Source organism: Nostoc sp. T09, from assembly GCF_002154695.1.
In the GTDB taxonomy this organism is placed as follows: domain Bacteria; phylum Cyanobacteriota; class Cyanobacteriia; order Cyanobacteriales; family Nostocaceae; genus Aulosira.
On the sequence record NZ_MTAV01000153.1, the window covers coordinates 21,538 to 37,992 of the forward strand.

General features: G+C 40.6%; 16 protein-coding genes. 14 read left to right on the plus strand and 2 right to left on the minus strand.

Annotated elements, in window-relative coordinates; all coding sequences use genetic code 11:
* The first annotated feature begins 84 nt into the window (after positions 1-84).
* The 4 genes from BV372_RS27025 (at position 85) to BV372_RS27040 (ending at position 2,997) form a co-directional block, all read left to right on the plus strand.
* A complete protein-coding gene (locus BV372_RS27025; RefSeq protein WP_086689571.1) occupies positions 85-1,365 on the plus strand; it encodes a pitrilysin family protein in 1,281 nt (426 codons plus the stop codon).
* An 82-nt stretch (positions 1,366-1,447) separates the two neighbouring features.
* Complete coding sequence (locus tag BV372_RS27030) at positions 1,448-2,329, plus strand: fructosamine kinase family protein (protein WP_086689572.1); 882 nt, start codon at positions 1,448-1,450, stop codon at positions 2,327-2,329.
* 12 nt (positions 2,330-2,341) lie between these two features.
* Positions 2,342-2,596, plus strand: a complete 255-nt coding sequence (locus BV372_RS27035; RefSeq protein WP_086689573.1) for a hypothetical protein — start codon at positions 2,342-2,344, stop codon at positions 2,594-2,596.
* Complete coding sequence (locus BV372_RS27040) at positions 2,593-2,997, plus strand: type II toxin-antitoxin system VapC family toxin (RefSeq protein ID WP_086689574.1); 405 nt, start codon at positions 2,593-2,595, stop codon at positions 2,995-2,997. The genes BV372_RS27035 and BV372_RS27040 overlap by 4 nt, the downstream gene beginning before the upstream one ends.
* 296 nt (positions 2,998-3,293) lie before the next feature.
* Here BV372_RS27040 and BV372_RS27045 read toward each other — a convergent pair whose 3' ends face one another.
* Complete coding sequence (locus BV372_RS27045) at positions 3,294-4,160, minus strand: YafY family protein (RefSeq protein WP_086689575.1); 867 nt, start codon at positions 4,158-4,160, stop codon at positions 3,294-3,296.
* Positions 4,161-4,260: 100 nt separating this feature from the next.
* Here BV372_RS27045 and cas3 point away from each other — a divergent pair, with 100 nt between their 5' ends.
* From cas3 to cas5d, 7 genes are all read left to right on the plus strand, one after another.
* Complete coding sequence (cas3, locus tag BV372_RS27050) at positions 4,261-6,438, plus strand: type I-D CRISPR-associated helicase Cas3' (protein ID WP_086689576.1); 2,178 nt, start codon at positions 4,261-4,263, stop codon at positions 6,436-6,438.
* Positions 6,439-6,828: 390 nt separating this feature from the next.
* Positions 6,829-7,056, plus strand: a complete 228-nt coding sequence (locus BV372_RS27055; protein WP_086689577.1) for a hypothetical protein — start codon at positions 6,829-6,831, stop codon at positions 7,054-7,056.
* Positions 7,057-7,307: 251 nt separating this feature from the next.
* Positions 7,308-7,529 (plus strand): DUF433 domain-containing protein, encoded by a 222-nt coding sequence (locus BV372_RS27060; RefSeq protein WP_086689578.1) that lies wholly within the window; start codon positions 7,308-7,310, stop codon positions 7,527-7,529.
* A gap of 17 nt (positions 7,530-7,546) precedes the next feature.
* Positions 7,547-8,566, plus strand: coding sequence for a YhcG family protein (locus BV372_RS27065; protein WP_086689579.1), 1,020 nt, complete (start codon positions 7,547-7,549; stop codon positions 8,564-8,566).
* Positions 8,567-8,583: 17 nt separating this feature from the next.
* Positions 8,584-11,835 (plus strand): type I-D CRISPR-associated protein Cas10d/Csc3, encoded by a 3,252-nt coding sequence (gene cas10d / locus BV372_RS27070; RefSeq protein WP_086689580.1) that lies wholly within the window; start codon positions 8,584-8,586, stop codon positions 11,833-11,835.
* A 50-nt stretch (positions 11,836-11,885) separates the two neighbouring features.
* The gene (cas7d, locus tag BV372_RS27075) at positions 11,886-12,902 is read left to right on the plus strand and encodes a type I-D CRISPR-associated protein Cas7/Csc2 (protein ID WP_086689581.1); all 1,017 of its coding nucleotides are present in this window, start codon (positions 11,886-11,888) and stop codon (positions 12,900-12,902) included.
* Positions 12,902-13,609 (plus strand): type I-D CRISPR-associated protein Cas5/Csc1, encoded by a 708-nt coding sequence (cas5d, locus tag BV372_RS27080; protein WP_086689582.1) that lies wholly within the window; start codon positions 12,902-12,904, stop codon positions 13,607-13,609. The genes cas7d and cas5d overlap by 1 nt, the downstream gene beginning before the upstream one ends.
* On the opposite strand, the gene BV372_RS27085 is transcribed toward cas5d, so the two are convergent.
* A complete protein-coding gene (locus BV372_RS27085) occupies positions 13,610-14,020 on the minus strand; it encodes a hypothetical protein (RefSeq protein WP_086689583.1) in 411 nt (136 codons plus the stop codon).
* A 146-nt stretch (positions 14,021-14,166) separates the two neighbouring features.
* On the opposite strand from BV372_RS27085, the gene BV372_RS27090 reads away from it, so the two are divergent.
* From BV372_RS27090 to cas4, 3 genes are all read left to right on the plus strand, one after another.
* Positions 14,167-14,787, plus strand: coding sequence for a 2OG-Fe(II) oxygenase (locus BV372_RS27090; protein ID WP_086689584.1), 621 nt, complete (start codon positions 14,167-14,169; stop codon positions 14,785-14,787).
* The gene (cas6, locus tag BV372_RS27095; RefSeq protein WP_086689585.1) at positions 14,777-15,613 is read left to right on the plus strand and encodes a CRISPR-associated endoribonuclease Cas6; all 837 of its coding nucleotides are present in this window, start codon (positions 14,777-14,779) and stop codon (positions 15,611-15,613) included. Before BV372_RS27090 ends, cas6 begins: the two co-directional genes overlap by 11 nt.
* Positions 15,614-15,717: 104 nt before the next feature.
* The gene (gene cas4 / locus BV372_RS27100; protein WP_086689586.1) at positions 15,718-16,311 is read left to right on the plus strand and encodes a CRISPR-associated protein Cas4; all 594 of its coding nucleotides are present in this window, start codon (positions 15,718-15,720) and stop codon (positions 16,309-16,311) included.
* The last annotated feature ends 144 nt before the right edge of the window (positions 16,312-16,455 follow it).

Here is a 16,455-nt window from a genome sequence, read left to right on the forward strand (position 1 = left end):
TTGAAGTAATCACGTTACTTGTTTTCAGTGGTAGATAAGATAAAGGAGTAAGCAAGCTTTTCACCTCACCACTCACAACTACCAATGACCTCAACCCTGGTAAAATTTCCTCGTCTTAATGCTCCAAAGCTGCATCAGTTACCCAACGGTTTGACAATAGTAGTAGAGCAAATGCCGATTGATGCTGTTAACCTGAGTTTGTGGATTAAGGTTGGCTCGGCGGTAGAATCCGATACCATTAACGGCATGGCTCACTTCTTAGAGCATATGATTTTTAAGGGAACAAAACGCCTAGCTAGCGGCGAATTTGAACGTCGAATTGAAGAGCGGGGAGCCGTTACTAATGCGGCTACTAGCCAAGACTATACTCACTACTATATAACCACTGCTCCCAAGGATTTTGCCGATCTGGCTCCACTACAAATAGATGTAGTATTTAATCCCAGTATTGAGGATGATGCTTTTGAGCGGGAACGCTTGGTAGTTCTGGAAGAAATTAAGCGTTCAGAAGATAATCCCCAACGTCGGACTTTTCGGCGGGCGATGGAGATGGCGTTTGAGCGGTTACCCTATCGCCGTCCGGTATTGGGGCCAGAATCAGTGATTTCCCAACTCCAAGCCCAGCAGATGCGAAATTTCCATAAGGTTTTTTATCAACCTCAATCAATTACGGCTGTGGCTGTAGGTAATTTGCCTACAGAAGAATTAATTGAAATTGTTGCCCAAGCAATTACTCAAACTACTAAAACCAAAGACGCTGAAATCTGGATAGACTCAGGACTTAATCCCGAACCGGCGTTTGAAGAAATTGTCCGTCAAGAATTCATTGATGAAGCTCTCCAGCAAGCACGGCTAGTAATGGTGTGGCGGGTTCCAGGGTTGTTCCCAATTGAACAAACTTATGCATTGGATGTTTTAGCAGGAATTTTAGGACACGGACGGACATCAAGGCTAGTGCAGGATTTGCGGGAAGAACGGAGACTGGTGTCTTCGATTTCTGTAAGTAATATGAGTAATCAGCTGCAAGGGACGTTTTTTATTTCGGCTAAGTGTGCAGTAGAAAACTTACAGGCAGTAGAAGAGGCGATCGCTCAACACATGCGCATGTTACAAACAGAATTAGTGAAAGAATCGGAAATTGCGCGGGTGCGGCGAAGAGTAGCCAACAGATTTATTTTTGCCAATGAAACACCAAGCGATCGCGCTGGCTTGTATGGTTACTATCAGTCCATGCTAGGAGATTTAGAACCAGCCTTTAACTACCCTGCGAATATTCAAGCCCAGGAAGCAACCGACTTGATGCAAGCCGCACAACAGTATCTTTCTCCCGATGCTTATGGTGTAGTTGTCCTCAAGCCAGCATAGGGCATAGGGCATTGAGCATTGGGTATGGGAAGGAGGACAAGGGAAGGGGAACAAAAGCAACAAATGACAAATGACAAACACGATGTGGACAGAAATTGATGCCCATATTAGCCAAGTGATTGGCGAAAAATTTCAGAGTCAGCAAAAGCGGTCTGTGAGTGGTGGGTGCATTAACCAAGGCTACGCTGTCTCTGATAATCAACGCACTTACTTTGTCAAGCTCAATCAAGCATCTCAAATCGCCATGTTTGAGGCTGAGGCGCTGGGGTTGGAGGAAATGCTCATCACAGCTAGTATTCGTGTTCCTCAACCCTTGTGCTGGGGTACGGCGGGTAATTCTGCCTACATTGTGTTGGAATGCTTGGAAATGGGAGGTGCTTCGACTACGCTCAGCAACCGTAATAGCAAATCTTGGTCTGAGATGGGGCGGAAGCTAGCGGCGATGCATAAAGCGACTAGCAGTCAAGGTTTTGGTTGGAAAATTAACAATACTATTGGTTCCACACCCCAAATCAACACTTGGACAGCAGACTGGGCACAATTTTATGCTAAACATCGCTTGGGTTATCAATTTCAGTTAGCTAGGCGGCGGGGGGGTAATTTTCCCAAGCAAGAGAAGTTACTAGCTGCTATCCCGGAATTATTGGCAGATCATCAGGTAGAACCTTCCTTGGTACACGGCGATTTATGGGGAGGGAATGCTGGGTGTACTGTTTCTGGAGAACCAGTGATTTTCGATCCTGCAACTTATTTTGGCGATCGCGAAGTTGATATCGCCATGACAGAATTATTTGGTGGTTTCCCAGCAGCTTTTTATCAAGCTTATAACGAAGTCTTTCCGTTGGATGCAGGTTATGAGCAAAGAAAAACACTTTATAACCTGTATCACATTCTCAATCACTTCAATTTATTTGGCGGCGGTTATGGTTCCCAGGCGAACCGGATGATTGACCAAATTGTATAAGGATAAATAGAAATGCAAAGTATTAAAATACGTTCCCGTGTAGGACACGATGGCATTTTACATTTAGAAGTTCCGGTAGACTTGAAGGATAAAGAAGTAGAAGTAATGGTAATTTATCAGCCAATTGAAGCCACTACCCTAACAAAAACACTAGAAGAATTAGGATGGCCTCCCGGTTTTTTTGAACAGACTTATGGCAGTTGTCAAGATGACCAAATTGTTATCGATTCTGAAGGAGATTTTGAAAATAGAGAAGAAATTGTGTGAGGTATTTGTTAGATACTAATGTTTGCGCTCGTTATCTCAATGGTAAATCGCCAGCAGTCAGGCAACGTTTACGGGCAACAAATAGGGAAGATATTGCTGTTTGTTCTGTAGTCAAAGCAGAACTATTTTATGGTGCAATGCGGAGTAATAATTCTGAAACCACACTCACCAGACAGCAACAGTTTCTCAATTTATTTGTTTCTTTCCCCTTTGATGATGTAGCAGCAATAATTTATGGACAAGTTCGTGCAGAATTGGCAGCTAAGGGTACTCCTATTGGCCCGAATGATTTGCAGATAGCGGCTATAGCGATCGCTAATAATTTGATATTAGTAACGCACAATACGGGAGAATTTGGTCGTGTAAATGGATTACAAATTGAAGATTGGGAAGAATCTTGAACCAGATATGCACGAATAACAAGATAACTACCCTTTACTAGCATAATTTCTCTTATTCGGGCAAATTTATACTTTTATTATAGCTTTTATATGCTGCAAGGCTATATAAGTTGATTTAGGAGTCATGACGTTAATAGACGATTCAAAAACTTAAAATACGAATCATAAACTTGATTTGCGAGCCAGAAACTTAAAATACGATTCAAAAACTTAATTTGCGAGTCGCAAACTTAAAACATGAGTCAGAAACTTAATTTACAAGTCGCAAAAGTTGATTTGCAACTCGTAAATTTAATTTACTTCCTGGTTTCAATATCGTACAACTGGCATAGAGTGCGGAGTTTTTGTTTAAGGCGATCGCGTAAATTCTCCGGTGACACCACTACACAATCTGGGGCGTACTGCATAACTTCGCGGCTAAACCAAAAGGTATTAGATACTCGCCTGATAACTCGCTTAACTCGTGGTTGATCTGGTAGCCATTCGTTGATATCGTCTTCTGGTTTGACTTGATAGGCAAAAGCTAAACCTGCAAATAAGTGCATTTCTACTGTTATTTCATCCAAATTAGTACGCCATTTACCAGAAATTGAAGTCACAGCAGCATCGGTAATCCGGTCTAATCGTAAACTCCAGTTGTGAAGTAGTTCTGGTATATCAAAGTTTCCTTCAGTTTCCTCACACCAGCAATCAAGATATTGACGCTTTTCGTGCGGAGTAACTTTGGCGTGACGAACTGTGAAATTGAGTAAGCGCCCTGCTGCATCTTGATAAGAAAGCTGAAATGGTTGGTTTCGCAGGATGTAGTTATCTATTTGTAAGCGCCAAGCTGGGGGCAGATTTTTTAGGAAACCTTCGATTTCAGTTCGCAGTGGGATTGATAATTCGCTGCGTTCTAAAAGTAAGTTTGCAATGATTTGGGCTTGTTCGATTTGTCCAATATCGGTTAATGCACCAATACAGCGATGTAACGCCCTGATGCGGGATTCTGACCAGTTGTTGTTATTACCGATGAGTAACTTACGTTGGGCGATCTCTTCTATCAACTTGGATATGTTCGGGCGATCGCCCCACTTCATACCGAATTCTAGAGCGATCGCTTCTAGCTCGGCTTTATCACGTTCTGATATCGACAGTGTAATAGATTGACCTTTTCGACTCATTAAAAATGTCCGTATACTTTGTACATATCTTCTCTTGCTAACTTCTATTTTGCGTGCCAATATGGATTTTAACAACCAGTTACGGACACTATTTAAGTGTATGTCCGAAAATTACAGAATTACTCTCAAGCCTGTTTACTCGCAAACCGTCCCGACACCTGACGGGGTTAAATTACCTAAAGATTGGTTACTTTCTTGGCATCAAACCGCAACCTTAGAAGCATTGCGCGATCCAAATATTGATGTCGTATTCAACACTGCGATGACTGGCGATGGTAAAAGTCTAGCGGCTTATTTGGAGGTTCTTCAGGGTGAATTTTCTGCAATCGGACTTTACCCAACCAATGAACTCGCCCGCGATCAAGAAATGCAGATTAGAGGATATGTTGAGAAATTTCAGCCAGAGAATCAGCCGCGTGTAGTGCGACTGAGTGGGGCTGATTTAGAAATTTATGCTGAAAATGAAGGATTGAAAAAAGGAGCTGCGATCGCAACTCTGACTAACCAGAGAGAAGCATTATTAACCAACCCTGATATTTTTCACTACCTACATCGAGGTGCTTATATAATTCGTGGCGATAGTCCAGATAAACTATGGGGCAGAATTGATAAAGATTTTGACTTGTTTATTTTTGATGAATTTCATGTTTTTGCTGCTCCCCAAATTGCTAGTGTTATTAACACAATGTTGTTAATTCGCTGTACTAATCGCCGCAAGAAATTTCTGTTTCTCTCAGCCACACCAGATACAAACTTAATTGGGCGATTAGAAAAAGCAGGATTTCGTTGTAAAGAAATTGATCCTCTAAAACAAAATAAATATCAGTTTCCCGACACACCAGAGCAAGGTAAGCAACTGCAAACACAGGGATGGCGGCAGGTAGCACGGACAATTTCTTTGAAATTTATTCCTTTAGAACCATCATTTAAAGCTTCGGAAACCTGGCTAAAAGAAAATACTGATTTGATTTTGGCTCAGTTTCAGCAGTATCCAGGAAGTAAAGGCGCAATTATCCTTAACTCAATCGCAGCAGTCAAACGCCTAACTCAATTTTTTCGGGGAATATTACAACCTTACGGATTGAAAGTTGGAGAGAATACAGGGCTATCGGGGAAAGGAGAAAAGGAACGAAGTCTTTATGCTGACTTGGTTATTGGTACTAGCACAATTGATGTTGGAGTTGATTTTAAAATAAATTTTCTAATTTTTGAATCATCCGATGCAGGTAACTTTATCCAACGTTTAGGACGCTTAGGAAGGCATGACGAATATGAAAAAGATGGACAAATAGTTAAGTTTGAGAATTTCACAGCTTTTTCTCTAGTTCCTAACTTTTTGGTAGAGCGATTATTTAAGGGTGATACTCCACCGTTAGAAGTGAATAATATTTATGATCGCCCCTCTTTTCACAATACAATTACTGAGAATTATCGACAAATCAACGATTTTCGTGGTTATTATCGTCGTTGGGGGGCTGTGCAATCATTTTGGTTATGTTATCAACTGAGCGATCGCACAATTAAACAACAGTATGCACAAAGCCGAGACAAGTTTCAAGAAGCCTGTGAACAAGTATTTGACGCGAGTTTGAAGTCACAAGCTGGGCGCATTAAAGGATGGGCGAGAGACTGGCAAGAACTTTCCAGTAAATCAGGAAATCCTATTGCTGAGGATGCTGCTAGTTTTCGAGGTTCAAGTCCTTTGCAATGTGGTTTATATGACTTAACAGAAGAAAACGAGGCAGATAGATTTAAAACCTACGATTTGCCGGGTATTTTGGGCAATTTAGAAATTGAAATGTGGACGGAAGCGGCATTTATACGGACACTCAAAGAAACCGCAGAACGCACCGGACAACCTATTGCCAAAGGTAGATTTGCTCATTGTCTAGCATTTATGAGGTTGCGTTCCTACCGAGAGGAACGGCTGAACTGGAAGTTTACCTATTCTGGAAACTTGCAGCCAATTGCTGACGCTTGGAAAGTTCAGGTTTTGACTGGTGTAGAAATTTGGCAACCTGACAACTATTGGGTTGGGGAAATTAACAAACGCCTCAAAAAGGAAGGTTTGGTTTGTTACGTGATTCGCCGTCCTCTTGCTGAAGTGCGGATGCGGCTAAGGCTACCGATGAATTTTCAGATTTATGGCATTAGCGATCAGTATAGCTTTCATGATGCTACTGCACCCTATGCGATCGCTTTTGGTCACTCTGCACTACTGCTGGATACGCTTGCTTATACGTTTAAAAGCAAAGGAGATGAGATATGGATTGCTTGAGGTTTCAATCCCTGATAGGGATTTTGGTTAATGTATGACAAGAGCTTACGGTTTTAAGCACAGACTTATTCGTTTCAATCCCTAATAGGGATTTTAAAGGATTGTTTTTTGTGCGCGTAAAGCTCCTCATACATTAAGGATTTCATGAATAGTCAAATAAATCAAGGCTTTTAGTTTTAAGTACATTGAAGTAGACATCTATCCGTTTCAATCCCTAATAGGGAATTTAATAGGTGGTTGAATACGTCAAAGCTTACAACTTGTTGAATAGGTCTAAGCTTAATCATAAAGTCAAAAAAATGCTTGACAACAGCTATCGCATTATGTAGCGTCAGATTATACAAATTACTGAAGTCCATGCAAAACAAGCATTTGGGCTGAAGTATTCGTATGACAAAGTTTTTAAAGGAGGTGATAATCATACTTGTTAAATTGACAAACCTTGACCGACTAATTTCACTTCTCAAAGATGGTAAGTGGCATTCAAGCGACGAACTAGCCATAAAAGTTAGTTGGCGATTTGGACACACGGTGTTTGAAGCTCGCAAGAAAGGCTACTTAATTGAAAAGCGAAAAGTTGCTCATAACCAATTTCAATATCGGTTATTGGCAGCATAACTGATGCGATAGCTTATCTGGGGATTTCTCTAGCTAAATTAGAGAATCCCCATCTCAGAGGGAAGCTCATTAGCAGCTTGCGGTATTAAGGTCAGGCGTAGGTAGTCTCTATCCCCAACAGATTTAAAGCTGATGGTTGAGCGAGTCACTGGTAACACCAAATCTTAAAGCAATGAGTTTTAGTAAAGCTTCCCTCTTTCCTACCAATCACAGGAAATAGTCAATAAACTTAAACATTTTGAAGGTAAACAATGAACGAACAACAACTTTTAGAAAGAATCACAGTCAACCCCAAAATCTTTGACGGTAAACCAATTATTCGAGGTCATCGCCTTGCGGTTGAACATATTTTTGGGATGTTGGCGGCAGGAGATACTATCGAAACCTTGCTAGAAAGTTATCCCTGGTTAGAACGGGAAGATGTACAAGCCTGTTTGCTTTACTATGCGCGTCGGCTAGTCGGTGATGAATAAGTTGAACTTTTTCCGCTATGAGTAACCCTATTTCAGAAAATTACAGACATTTGCTGATGGAAATAAAACAGCGTATTCGTTCAGCCCAGTACGAAGCACTAAAAGCAGTTAATCGAGAAATGATTAACGTCTACTGGGATATTGGACAGATAATTGTTACTCAACAGCAGGGCGCTAGCTGGGGAAAATCCGTAGTAGAACAGTTAGCAAAAGACTTACAAGCAGAGTTTCGAGGAATTAGCGGATTTTCTGCCCGTAACATTTGGAGAATGCGAGATTTTTATCTGACTTACCACTCTAAAGAAATTCTGCCACCAATGGTGGCAGAAATTGGATGGACTCACAATATAGTCATTTTAGAGAAGTGCAAAGATGACCTAGAACGGGAATTCTATATCAGAATGACTCGTAAATTTGGCTGGACAAAGAATGTTTTGATTCACCAAATTGAAAATCAAACGTATGAAAAGACTCTGTTGAATCAGACTAACTTTGATAAAACTGTTCCAGCAGAGATCCGTAATCAATTAAAACTAGCTGTCAAAGATGAATATACTTTTGATTTCTTGGAACTAGCAGATGAACACAGTGAACGACAGCTAGAACAGGCGATTTTGACAAGAGTTGAACCATTCTTGCAAGAAATGGGTGGGCGGTTTACTTTTGTTGGCAGTCAGTATCGCTTAGAAGTTGGCGATAAAGAATTTTTTATCGACCTGTTGCTGTATCACCGCCAATTAAAATGTCTAGTTGCGATTGAGTTAAAAACTGGAGAGTTTCTACCTGAGTATGTGGGAAAAATGCAATTTTATCTGGCGGCTTTAGATGATTTATCTCGATTCCCAGACGAAAATCTCTCAATCGGAATTATTCTTTGCAAATCCAAAGATAAAACTATTGTTGAGTATGCACTGAGAGAATCGAATAAACCAATTGGTATAGCAACTTATAAACTGTTTTCTACGTTGCCTCAAGAATTAAAAAATCAGCTTCCGGCTCCAGAGCAAGTTGCCAAGTTGCTTGAAGGCGTGGAGTAAAAAAATGGAGGTTAAAAATGTCTAATGATGATTGGTTATCAGGTGATTTTGGTTTGGATGGCGATTCTTCAGACCGTACTATTGAAACCGAAGGTGAGTTACTAACACTCAAGCTATTACGAGAAGCAATTCAGGCTCAAAATCCAGATGATAAGGTAATGGCAGACTTTGCCGAGTATGTTTTACCAAATCTATTGCGGATAGCAATTGGTGTAACGGCGAAAGGCGGTAAGTTTTTTGATGAAATTGACCAGCAGCGAGAAGCAGAAGGGAAAACTAAAGTCAGACGAGATAACGCTGCTGACCAATCACTGAATACACACTTACTCAATGGATTATTCCCAGCAAATTTAATTGAGAAACGTTTAGAAAAACTCAATACCACAGTGCAGCGAGTGGTGAAAGAGCGAGAACGGCGTTTGGTAATTGCTGGATTTATTTTACATGATTTTGAAAAGTTTCCTGATGTCCCTGAAAACTGCCGCAAACTACCGCTAGCAGAACATCGTGAAATTATTGATAAAAAAGTTCACCAGTTAGGGTTGAATAACTTTATAAATCCAGAAAATCCTGAAGCTTATCGAGAGTATCTAGATGATTTGTTGTGTATGGCTTATAATGCTCAACGTCGCTGGGATACTAACTGGAATTTTTCTGAATTTGGGTTGAATCCTGTTCTCAAAGACCGTACCCTTCGCAGTTTATCTGATTTAACTTGTTTGGCTGATTCTCTTGCCTCAATTGTTAAACATCCCCAGGACGCAGAGAACTCCAGGCTCCAAGAAATTATACATAATTTGAGTGATGGACAACTGAAATTTACTTATCACAGCATTGCTGAAAACCGGGGTGTATTAACTAATGTAGTTAATAATGCCTTGATGGAAGCACACACTAGCCTCAACACTGAGGATAAAACCTACTATGAAATACTACTTTATTTACCCACAGGAGTAATTTATTTAGCCAGAAAAGATGCTCCAAAAATTAGTAGAGAAGGATTGGGTGATCGCGTTATTGACACCATAAAACAACTCTGCGCTAATCAACTTCAACTCCGAAAAGTTGGATTCAGTCGGGGAAATATTGGGATGAAATATGCTGATTACTACAATCTTTTCCTGGACATCAGAGGCTTAATGCAGTTTACTGTTGATGCAATACCGAGTAAAGTAAAAACCAGCAAGGCAGCAGATAAAGCTACTAATTTGGCTCAATTCCAGCGTAAAGGTGTTTTAGCGAAGAATATCGAAATCGATTTTGCAGAAGATATTCGTATTGATCATTTGGCAGAACTAGGAGCTTTAATAACTGGAAAGTTTTGGAAAGAGTATCTGGACAGAGTTAAAGCCCTAATTAAAAATAACAAAGAACTCCCTCCAATTCCAACTATTAATCTTACAGAGATAGCTGTTGATTTTCTTGATTTATCTGAGTATAAATCTGAAATTACTGCACTTCAGCAACTTAAAGATACTGGAGGCATCGCGTATGATTGGTATTATATTGCAACGCAATACCTTAAACATAATCCAGGACAAGAAGACGTTCGTGAGATTTGTCAAAGTCTGGTTAATCAATGGATAAAAGTTATTGAACCGATCATTAATCAGTACAAACTACCTGATGAATGGAAAGATTTAAGGGATTGGTGCGATCGCGTGATTATGCTTCCGACCGAAACGCGACAAAAATCAGCTACCGACCAAGCCGAAATCTTTTTTAAAGAGTTGGCAAACTACAATGCTGCGAAAAAACTAGGGCGAGGGAAACAATTAATCTGCTCAATTTCTCATTCTGCTTACACGGTTACTGAGCAAATGGAATCAGCAGTTTTATTTACGCCACAAGTTTATACCAATAAGCAAATGTTAAGAGGTGCTAATGCTAAACGCAATATTTCCAGTATTGCAGGTATGGAGATGATGCTCAGGCAAATCTTGATGAATCAAACTCAAGCTGTAGGTAAGCGATTTGAAGATGGAAAATATCGCTATCTCTACTTTTATCCTACTTATTACTTTACACCAGAGACTAATAAGTTTTTGCAGAAAGCCTACAATGGTATTGCTCAAACTCGCTTTGATACCAGCGTTCGCAATCATTTTATCAGTAAGGATTTACAGGCAGACTTAGGGCGCGATCGCTACCAAAGTGTAGATAGTTTCTTAATCGATGAAAACCTCCAGCGTGACAAAGATCGCACTTTTAAGCTTTCCTATCCTGAAGACCAGCCTTTAACATTTTACTTCATGGCACTCCCGCCAGGAAGAGACAGCACCGATACAGAATCTTGGGTAATGCCAACTTGGTTAGCGTTTGCTTTCCCGATGATTTTAGATGTTAAAACTGTGGTTTCAGAGTCACCAATTCCACCTTTTAATGATGGTGCTGAGTTTGAGGAAAGCGTTTTCCTTGATAGTGCGCCTCATGCTTTCCGTGCTTTAGTAAAGCGCGATCGCTTCCGTCTTGACTACATCCTCGAAGGTTGGAATGAAAACGGCATCCAATACCCAGCGCCTTTAAATGTGCTTACCGCCGCTTATGCCATTCATTTAGATGTGAATGCTAGACAAAGTAAGACTGGTTACGATGCCAATTGGGGGAGATTTACAGAACTGGCTAAAGATTTTGAAACCAGTCCCCTGTACGTTTTTTCTTACCTTAATCGCTGGGTGCGTAACCAGGGTTCGGAAACAGCGCGAATTGAAAAAATCCGGCTTTATGCCTATCATTTTTATCCTTGTTTTGACCCTTATGTGAAATATGACACAAATATGGAGCAATTAATTGTGGGAGAAGCATCAAGTCTGAATCATCCTAAGAAATTAACAGATTTATACCGCAGATTTTATCGAGCTAATAAGCGTTATAATCCTAAGTCTAATGCTGTGTTAAAACCAGTTGATATTGCGGCTGAAACTATACTCAAAGCTGAGTCAAGTGTATTTCAGGGAGAAACATTAGTTGCGGCTGTTGCAGCAGAAGTTTTTAAACTCATGGATCGCGTTCATTCGTCTACTGCTGAGGGGCGTTGGATTATGAGCAAACGAGAAGAAGAACGACAAGCTGTTCTAGATTTTGCAAAGTATTTTGTGGTGGAGGTATTTGATAACTCATTTGCAGGCGATCGCGCTCGTTTAGCTGGTCGTCAACTCAACTTAATTCGAGATACTTGTGAATTTCTCTATCGTCTAGAAGATGACAAAGAAAATGCAGGAAGAAATGAAAATATTTCTGTAATAGATGATGTTAATGAACCGGAATAAATTCTTCCTCTATAAGTAAACAAGTAGTAAACAATTTTTTGGAGAAAATCATGGCAATTTTAAAAACTGTTGAATCCAAATTCTTTCAAACTGAGATTCCTTACAAACCAATGGGTAAATATGTTCATTTCTTGACTATTCGCATTACGGAATCTTATCCACTATTCCAGACAGATGCAGAACTGAATAAAGCACGGGTAAGAGCAGGAGTGAAAGATAAAACTACAATTAGCCGTTTGTCAATGTTCAAGCGCAAACAGTCTACTCCAGAGCGTTTAGTTGGTCGGGAATTACTGCGTAACTATGGATTAATGACGGCTGAAGAATGCGAATACAACGTAAATTTCGCAATGGATAATCCTGATTGCATCATTTACGGTTTTGCTATTGGTGACTCTGGCTCTGAAAAATCAAAAGTTGTGGTAGACACGGCATTTTCAATTACAGCTTTTGATGAATCACACGAAACATTCACCCTCAACGCACCTTATGAAAATGGGACAATGGCTTCTAAAGGTGAAAATGGTTCTAAACCTGGTGAAGTTACTAGTCGAATTAATCAACAAGACCACATCAGACCACAAGTTTTCTTCCCTAGTATCGTTACCCTTAAAGACCCAACTGAAGCTAGTTTTCTTTACGTTTTAAATAATATCTTACGGACTCGCCACTATGGAGCGCAAACAACCCGTACAGGTAGGGTGAGAAATGAGTTAATTGGTGTTGTATTTGCAGATGGAGAAATTACTAGTAATCTGCGTTGGACTCAAGCAATATACGACCAGATGAAGGCTAACAATAGTTTAAATCCACCTGAACCCCTGGATGAAGATGATGTAATGATTGCTGCGAAAAGTGCAATTGAGGCGATAATGACTGATGAATTTATCGTTCATACTGATTTCATTGGTGATGCTTTTACACCTCTGCTTAATGAAGTTAAGGCTCTCACCGGAAGCGAGAAAGGAATTCAGGCGATTTTGCAAAAAGCTGATGCAGAAGCTAAAGCTTATGCCAGTAAGCATATCAGTAAAAAGAAAACGGCTGCTAAAGCGGGGAAAGAATAATGGTATTTATTTACCGTTGTCAATTAGAACTACACGACAGTCTCTATTACGCAACTCGTGAAATCGGGCGATTGTATGAAACAGAGCCAATAATTCACAATTACGCTCTTTGTTATGCACTGGGTTTAGTTGATAGCCAAATCTACTCTACTACCGTTGCTGAAGAACATTCCTATCGCTACTTTTGCCCTGAGCAAGTGCCAAAATATGAGGAGCATTTAACGCCACTCAATCAACAGGAAATTTATGTGACCCCTGCACGTGCAATTAGCCATTCTGCCATTCTCAACACTTGGAAATATGCTAACAACAACTACCACGTTGAAATGGAGAAAACCCAAAAAAATATTCCCAGTTTTGGCAGAGCCAAAGAAATTGCGCCAGAAAGTTTGTTTGAGTTTTTTGTAATAACTCAAAGAGAACTTAAATTACCAAAGTGGATTCGCTTAGGTAAATGGATGAGTAAAGCTGAGTTGACAGTTGAACAACTACCTAAACCTAAAACGGCTGAAGGTATATTCACCTGCAAATATCCCTTAAATCCTTTAGATGTCATGTTCACTAATCAAGTGATTAGCTATGACGTGGTAAATATGCCACCAGTAAGCTTAATTCAAAATGTACAAATTTGCGGGCAATACTACCAATTTAATGGGTTGCAAGAGATAAAAATTCCAGTGCGGATGGAATACCGTTTTAAAGGTTGATTAGTTCCCAAAACCTTTACCACGCTTTTTCTTTTTCGCTGGTTCTATCATCATTAACTCTGCTGCAAAACCTGCTTCATTTTGCAACATTAATTTACGAATTCTCTGGCGTTGGTAAGCCTGCACTTCAGAAGCTAAGGGATGATTGGGGTCAATTTTTAGGTGAGTAATAGAAGAAACATATCTTTCTTTACTTTCGGGATTATTTGGCTCTTTTAGCCCGCACATAATCCCGCCTTCATCTCCTGAATAACCCACGAAATCAATTTCAAATTCTCTATCTGGATCAGCATCTTCTCCTTTTTGTTTTAATGTCTTGAGAAACTCTTTCCCAGCGCGTGCTTTAATTGGTAAGCTTTCTTTTAATTTTTCAGTTAGTGCTTTTGCTGCACTATAATCATCAATTCTCATGGCTTTTGCTCTCTATGCAGTCTGTTCTCACTTTACTATGTATGTTCTACAGAACTTAATCATTTCAGCAGTTAGAACCTTCCCCACAATTGTTAATCATTACTTAGATATCATAGTTAAGCGATCGCTCATCCCTCACAACCACAGTGAAACACTATCAACTACAACAAAACGCCTTCCCCAGCGATTACCTCAATAACTTATGGGGAGAAATCCATGCTTGTTCTTACTTTGCTGTCAACAACCTCAACCGCGATTTTGTCGGAACAAAGGGATTTTCTGTGGTGTTTCAAAAATCACATATAGCGCAGGTAGAACAAAAGTTTCCCTACTTCAAGCCTTATCTGGATTTGGCTCTCCAGCCGAGTTGTAACGCTTTTTACCTCAATCCTTTATCGCTCAAAGAAGGTTCGCGTGTCGATCCGCACATTGATCGCTCTTTGCGTTCTTACTGCAAAAACATTGAACCGCCTTTAGTTGTCAGCGTTCTTTATGTGCGCGTACCGCCTGATATGCAGGGGGGAGAACTGATACTCAAGTCGCACAAACGCCAGCTTGGGCAAATTAAGCCGCAAATGAACACTTTACTCTACTTTCAAGGTGATTTAACCCATTCTGTCAAAGCTGTGCAAACCCCCGGAAATCGCCTGAGTCTGGTTTGCGAACAATATAGCTTGAGTGAGACTGAACTCCGGGACATACCATCCTTTACTGTGGAGTCAAGAGTTACTCAGTCTAGCAAAAAGCAAAAAAAATATGCCTCATAGCCTTGTTCTTAACTTACTTCCCCAATCACCGATTCCACCCAAGTATCTCACTGGCAGACATCTGCACGCGCTATTTTTAACGCTTGTTAGTTCTGTTGATAGCACATTGGGCGATCGCTTGCACGATGCTAACGCAGATAAAGCTTTTACCCTCTCACCTCTACAAATTAATTCCCCCCTTCAAAAGGGAGGTAAGGGGGGATCTAAATTGCAATGGCAACATCAACAACCAATTCCTGCCGGAACGCCTTGTTGGTGGCGCATCTCTTTATTAGATGACACTCTTTTTGGCAGACTTACCCAACTATGGCTAAATCTCAACCCCCAACACCCTTGGCATCTTGGCCCAGCTGACTTGTACATTACCAGCATTCAAGGTACACCCCAATCAATTCAACCTTGGGCAAACGCCAGCACCTACGCTCAATTGTACGAACAAGCAAGCGATCGCGAACGCTCTCTTAACTTCACCTTCGCCACACCTACCGCCTTCCGCCAAGGACAGTTTGATACTACTCTCCCTACTAGAGAATGTGTTTTTAAATCTCTGCTTTCACGGTGGAATAAATATAGTGGCATAGAATTTTCGGAAATTGCTATCGAGTCAATATTTCCCTCTTTCGTCAACATTCATACCGAAATATTAGCCGACTCCCGCAGCAAATTTATCGGCATTGTTGGCGAAGTTGGCTATCGGATTTTAGGAGAAGTTGAACCAATACAAATTAAGCAAATTAACGCTTTAGCTGACTATGCTTTATATGCAGGTGTAGGGCGAAAAACAACAATGGGTATGGGGATGATGCGGCGGTTGTATGCTTCTTGAAACATGATGAGGGAGATAAAGGAAGTGGGACAAGGAGGACAAGGGAGAATTAAGCCATGACAAATAACAAATGACCAATGACAAGTGACAAATAACAATTAACAATGAACACCGAATACATTCCGATTGCGGCATTAAATCAATATGCCTACTGTTCGCATCGCTGTTGGCGGATGTTTTGTGCGGGAGAATTTACCGATAATCAATATACAATTGAGGGGACAAGTTTACACGATCGCGTCCACACTACAGGCGATGGACAGCGTGAAGAAACTTGGCAAATTCGGGCGATTTGGCTGAAGTCAGAAAAGTATCAATTGATCGGGAAATCGGATTTAGTTGAAGTCGAATCTGGTGAGTTTTACCCAGTAGAATATAAGCGGGGACGTAAGGGTGAATGGGATAACGATGAGTTGCAAGTTTGCGCCCAAGCTTTATGTTTAGAAGAAATGACAGGGCGAACTATCAACACTGGATATATTTATTATTCCCACTCCCATCAACGCCAATTAGTAGAGATTAATTCTGAGTTGCGGCAAAGTGCGATCGCAACAATTAATGCTGTCACAAATCTACTGCAAACTGGAATTATGCCACCAGCAGTTTACAGCAAACGCTGCAAAGGATGCAGTCTTTATTCGCAATGTTTACCTAAAGCAATAGATAAGCTCAAAAGCTATCAAGAAGCTGGGGTGTGAAGGCAGATGGCAGAAGGGAAGAAAGGTATTGTTGCTAAGCTGCACTAGTAATTTTTGAGATTTCCACTATTGCAAATATATACCTGATCCTGCCGCATTAGTCCGCGCAGGCGGACTTTGTTTGTATAGCCCCAGACTTCTAGT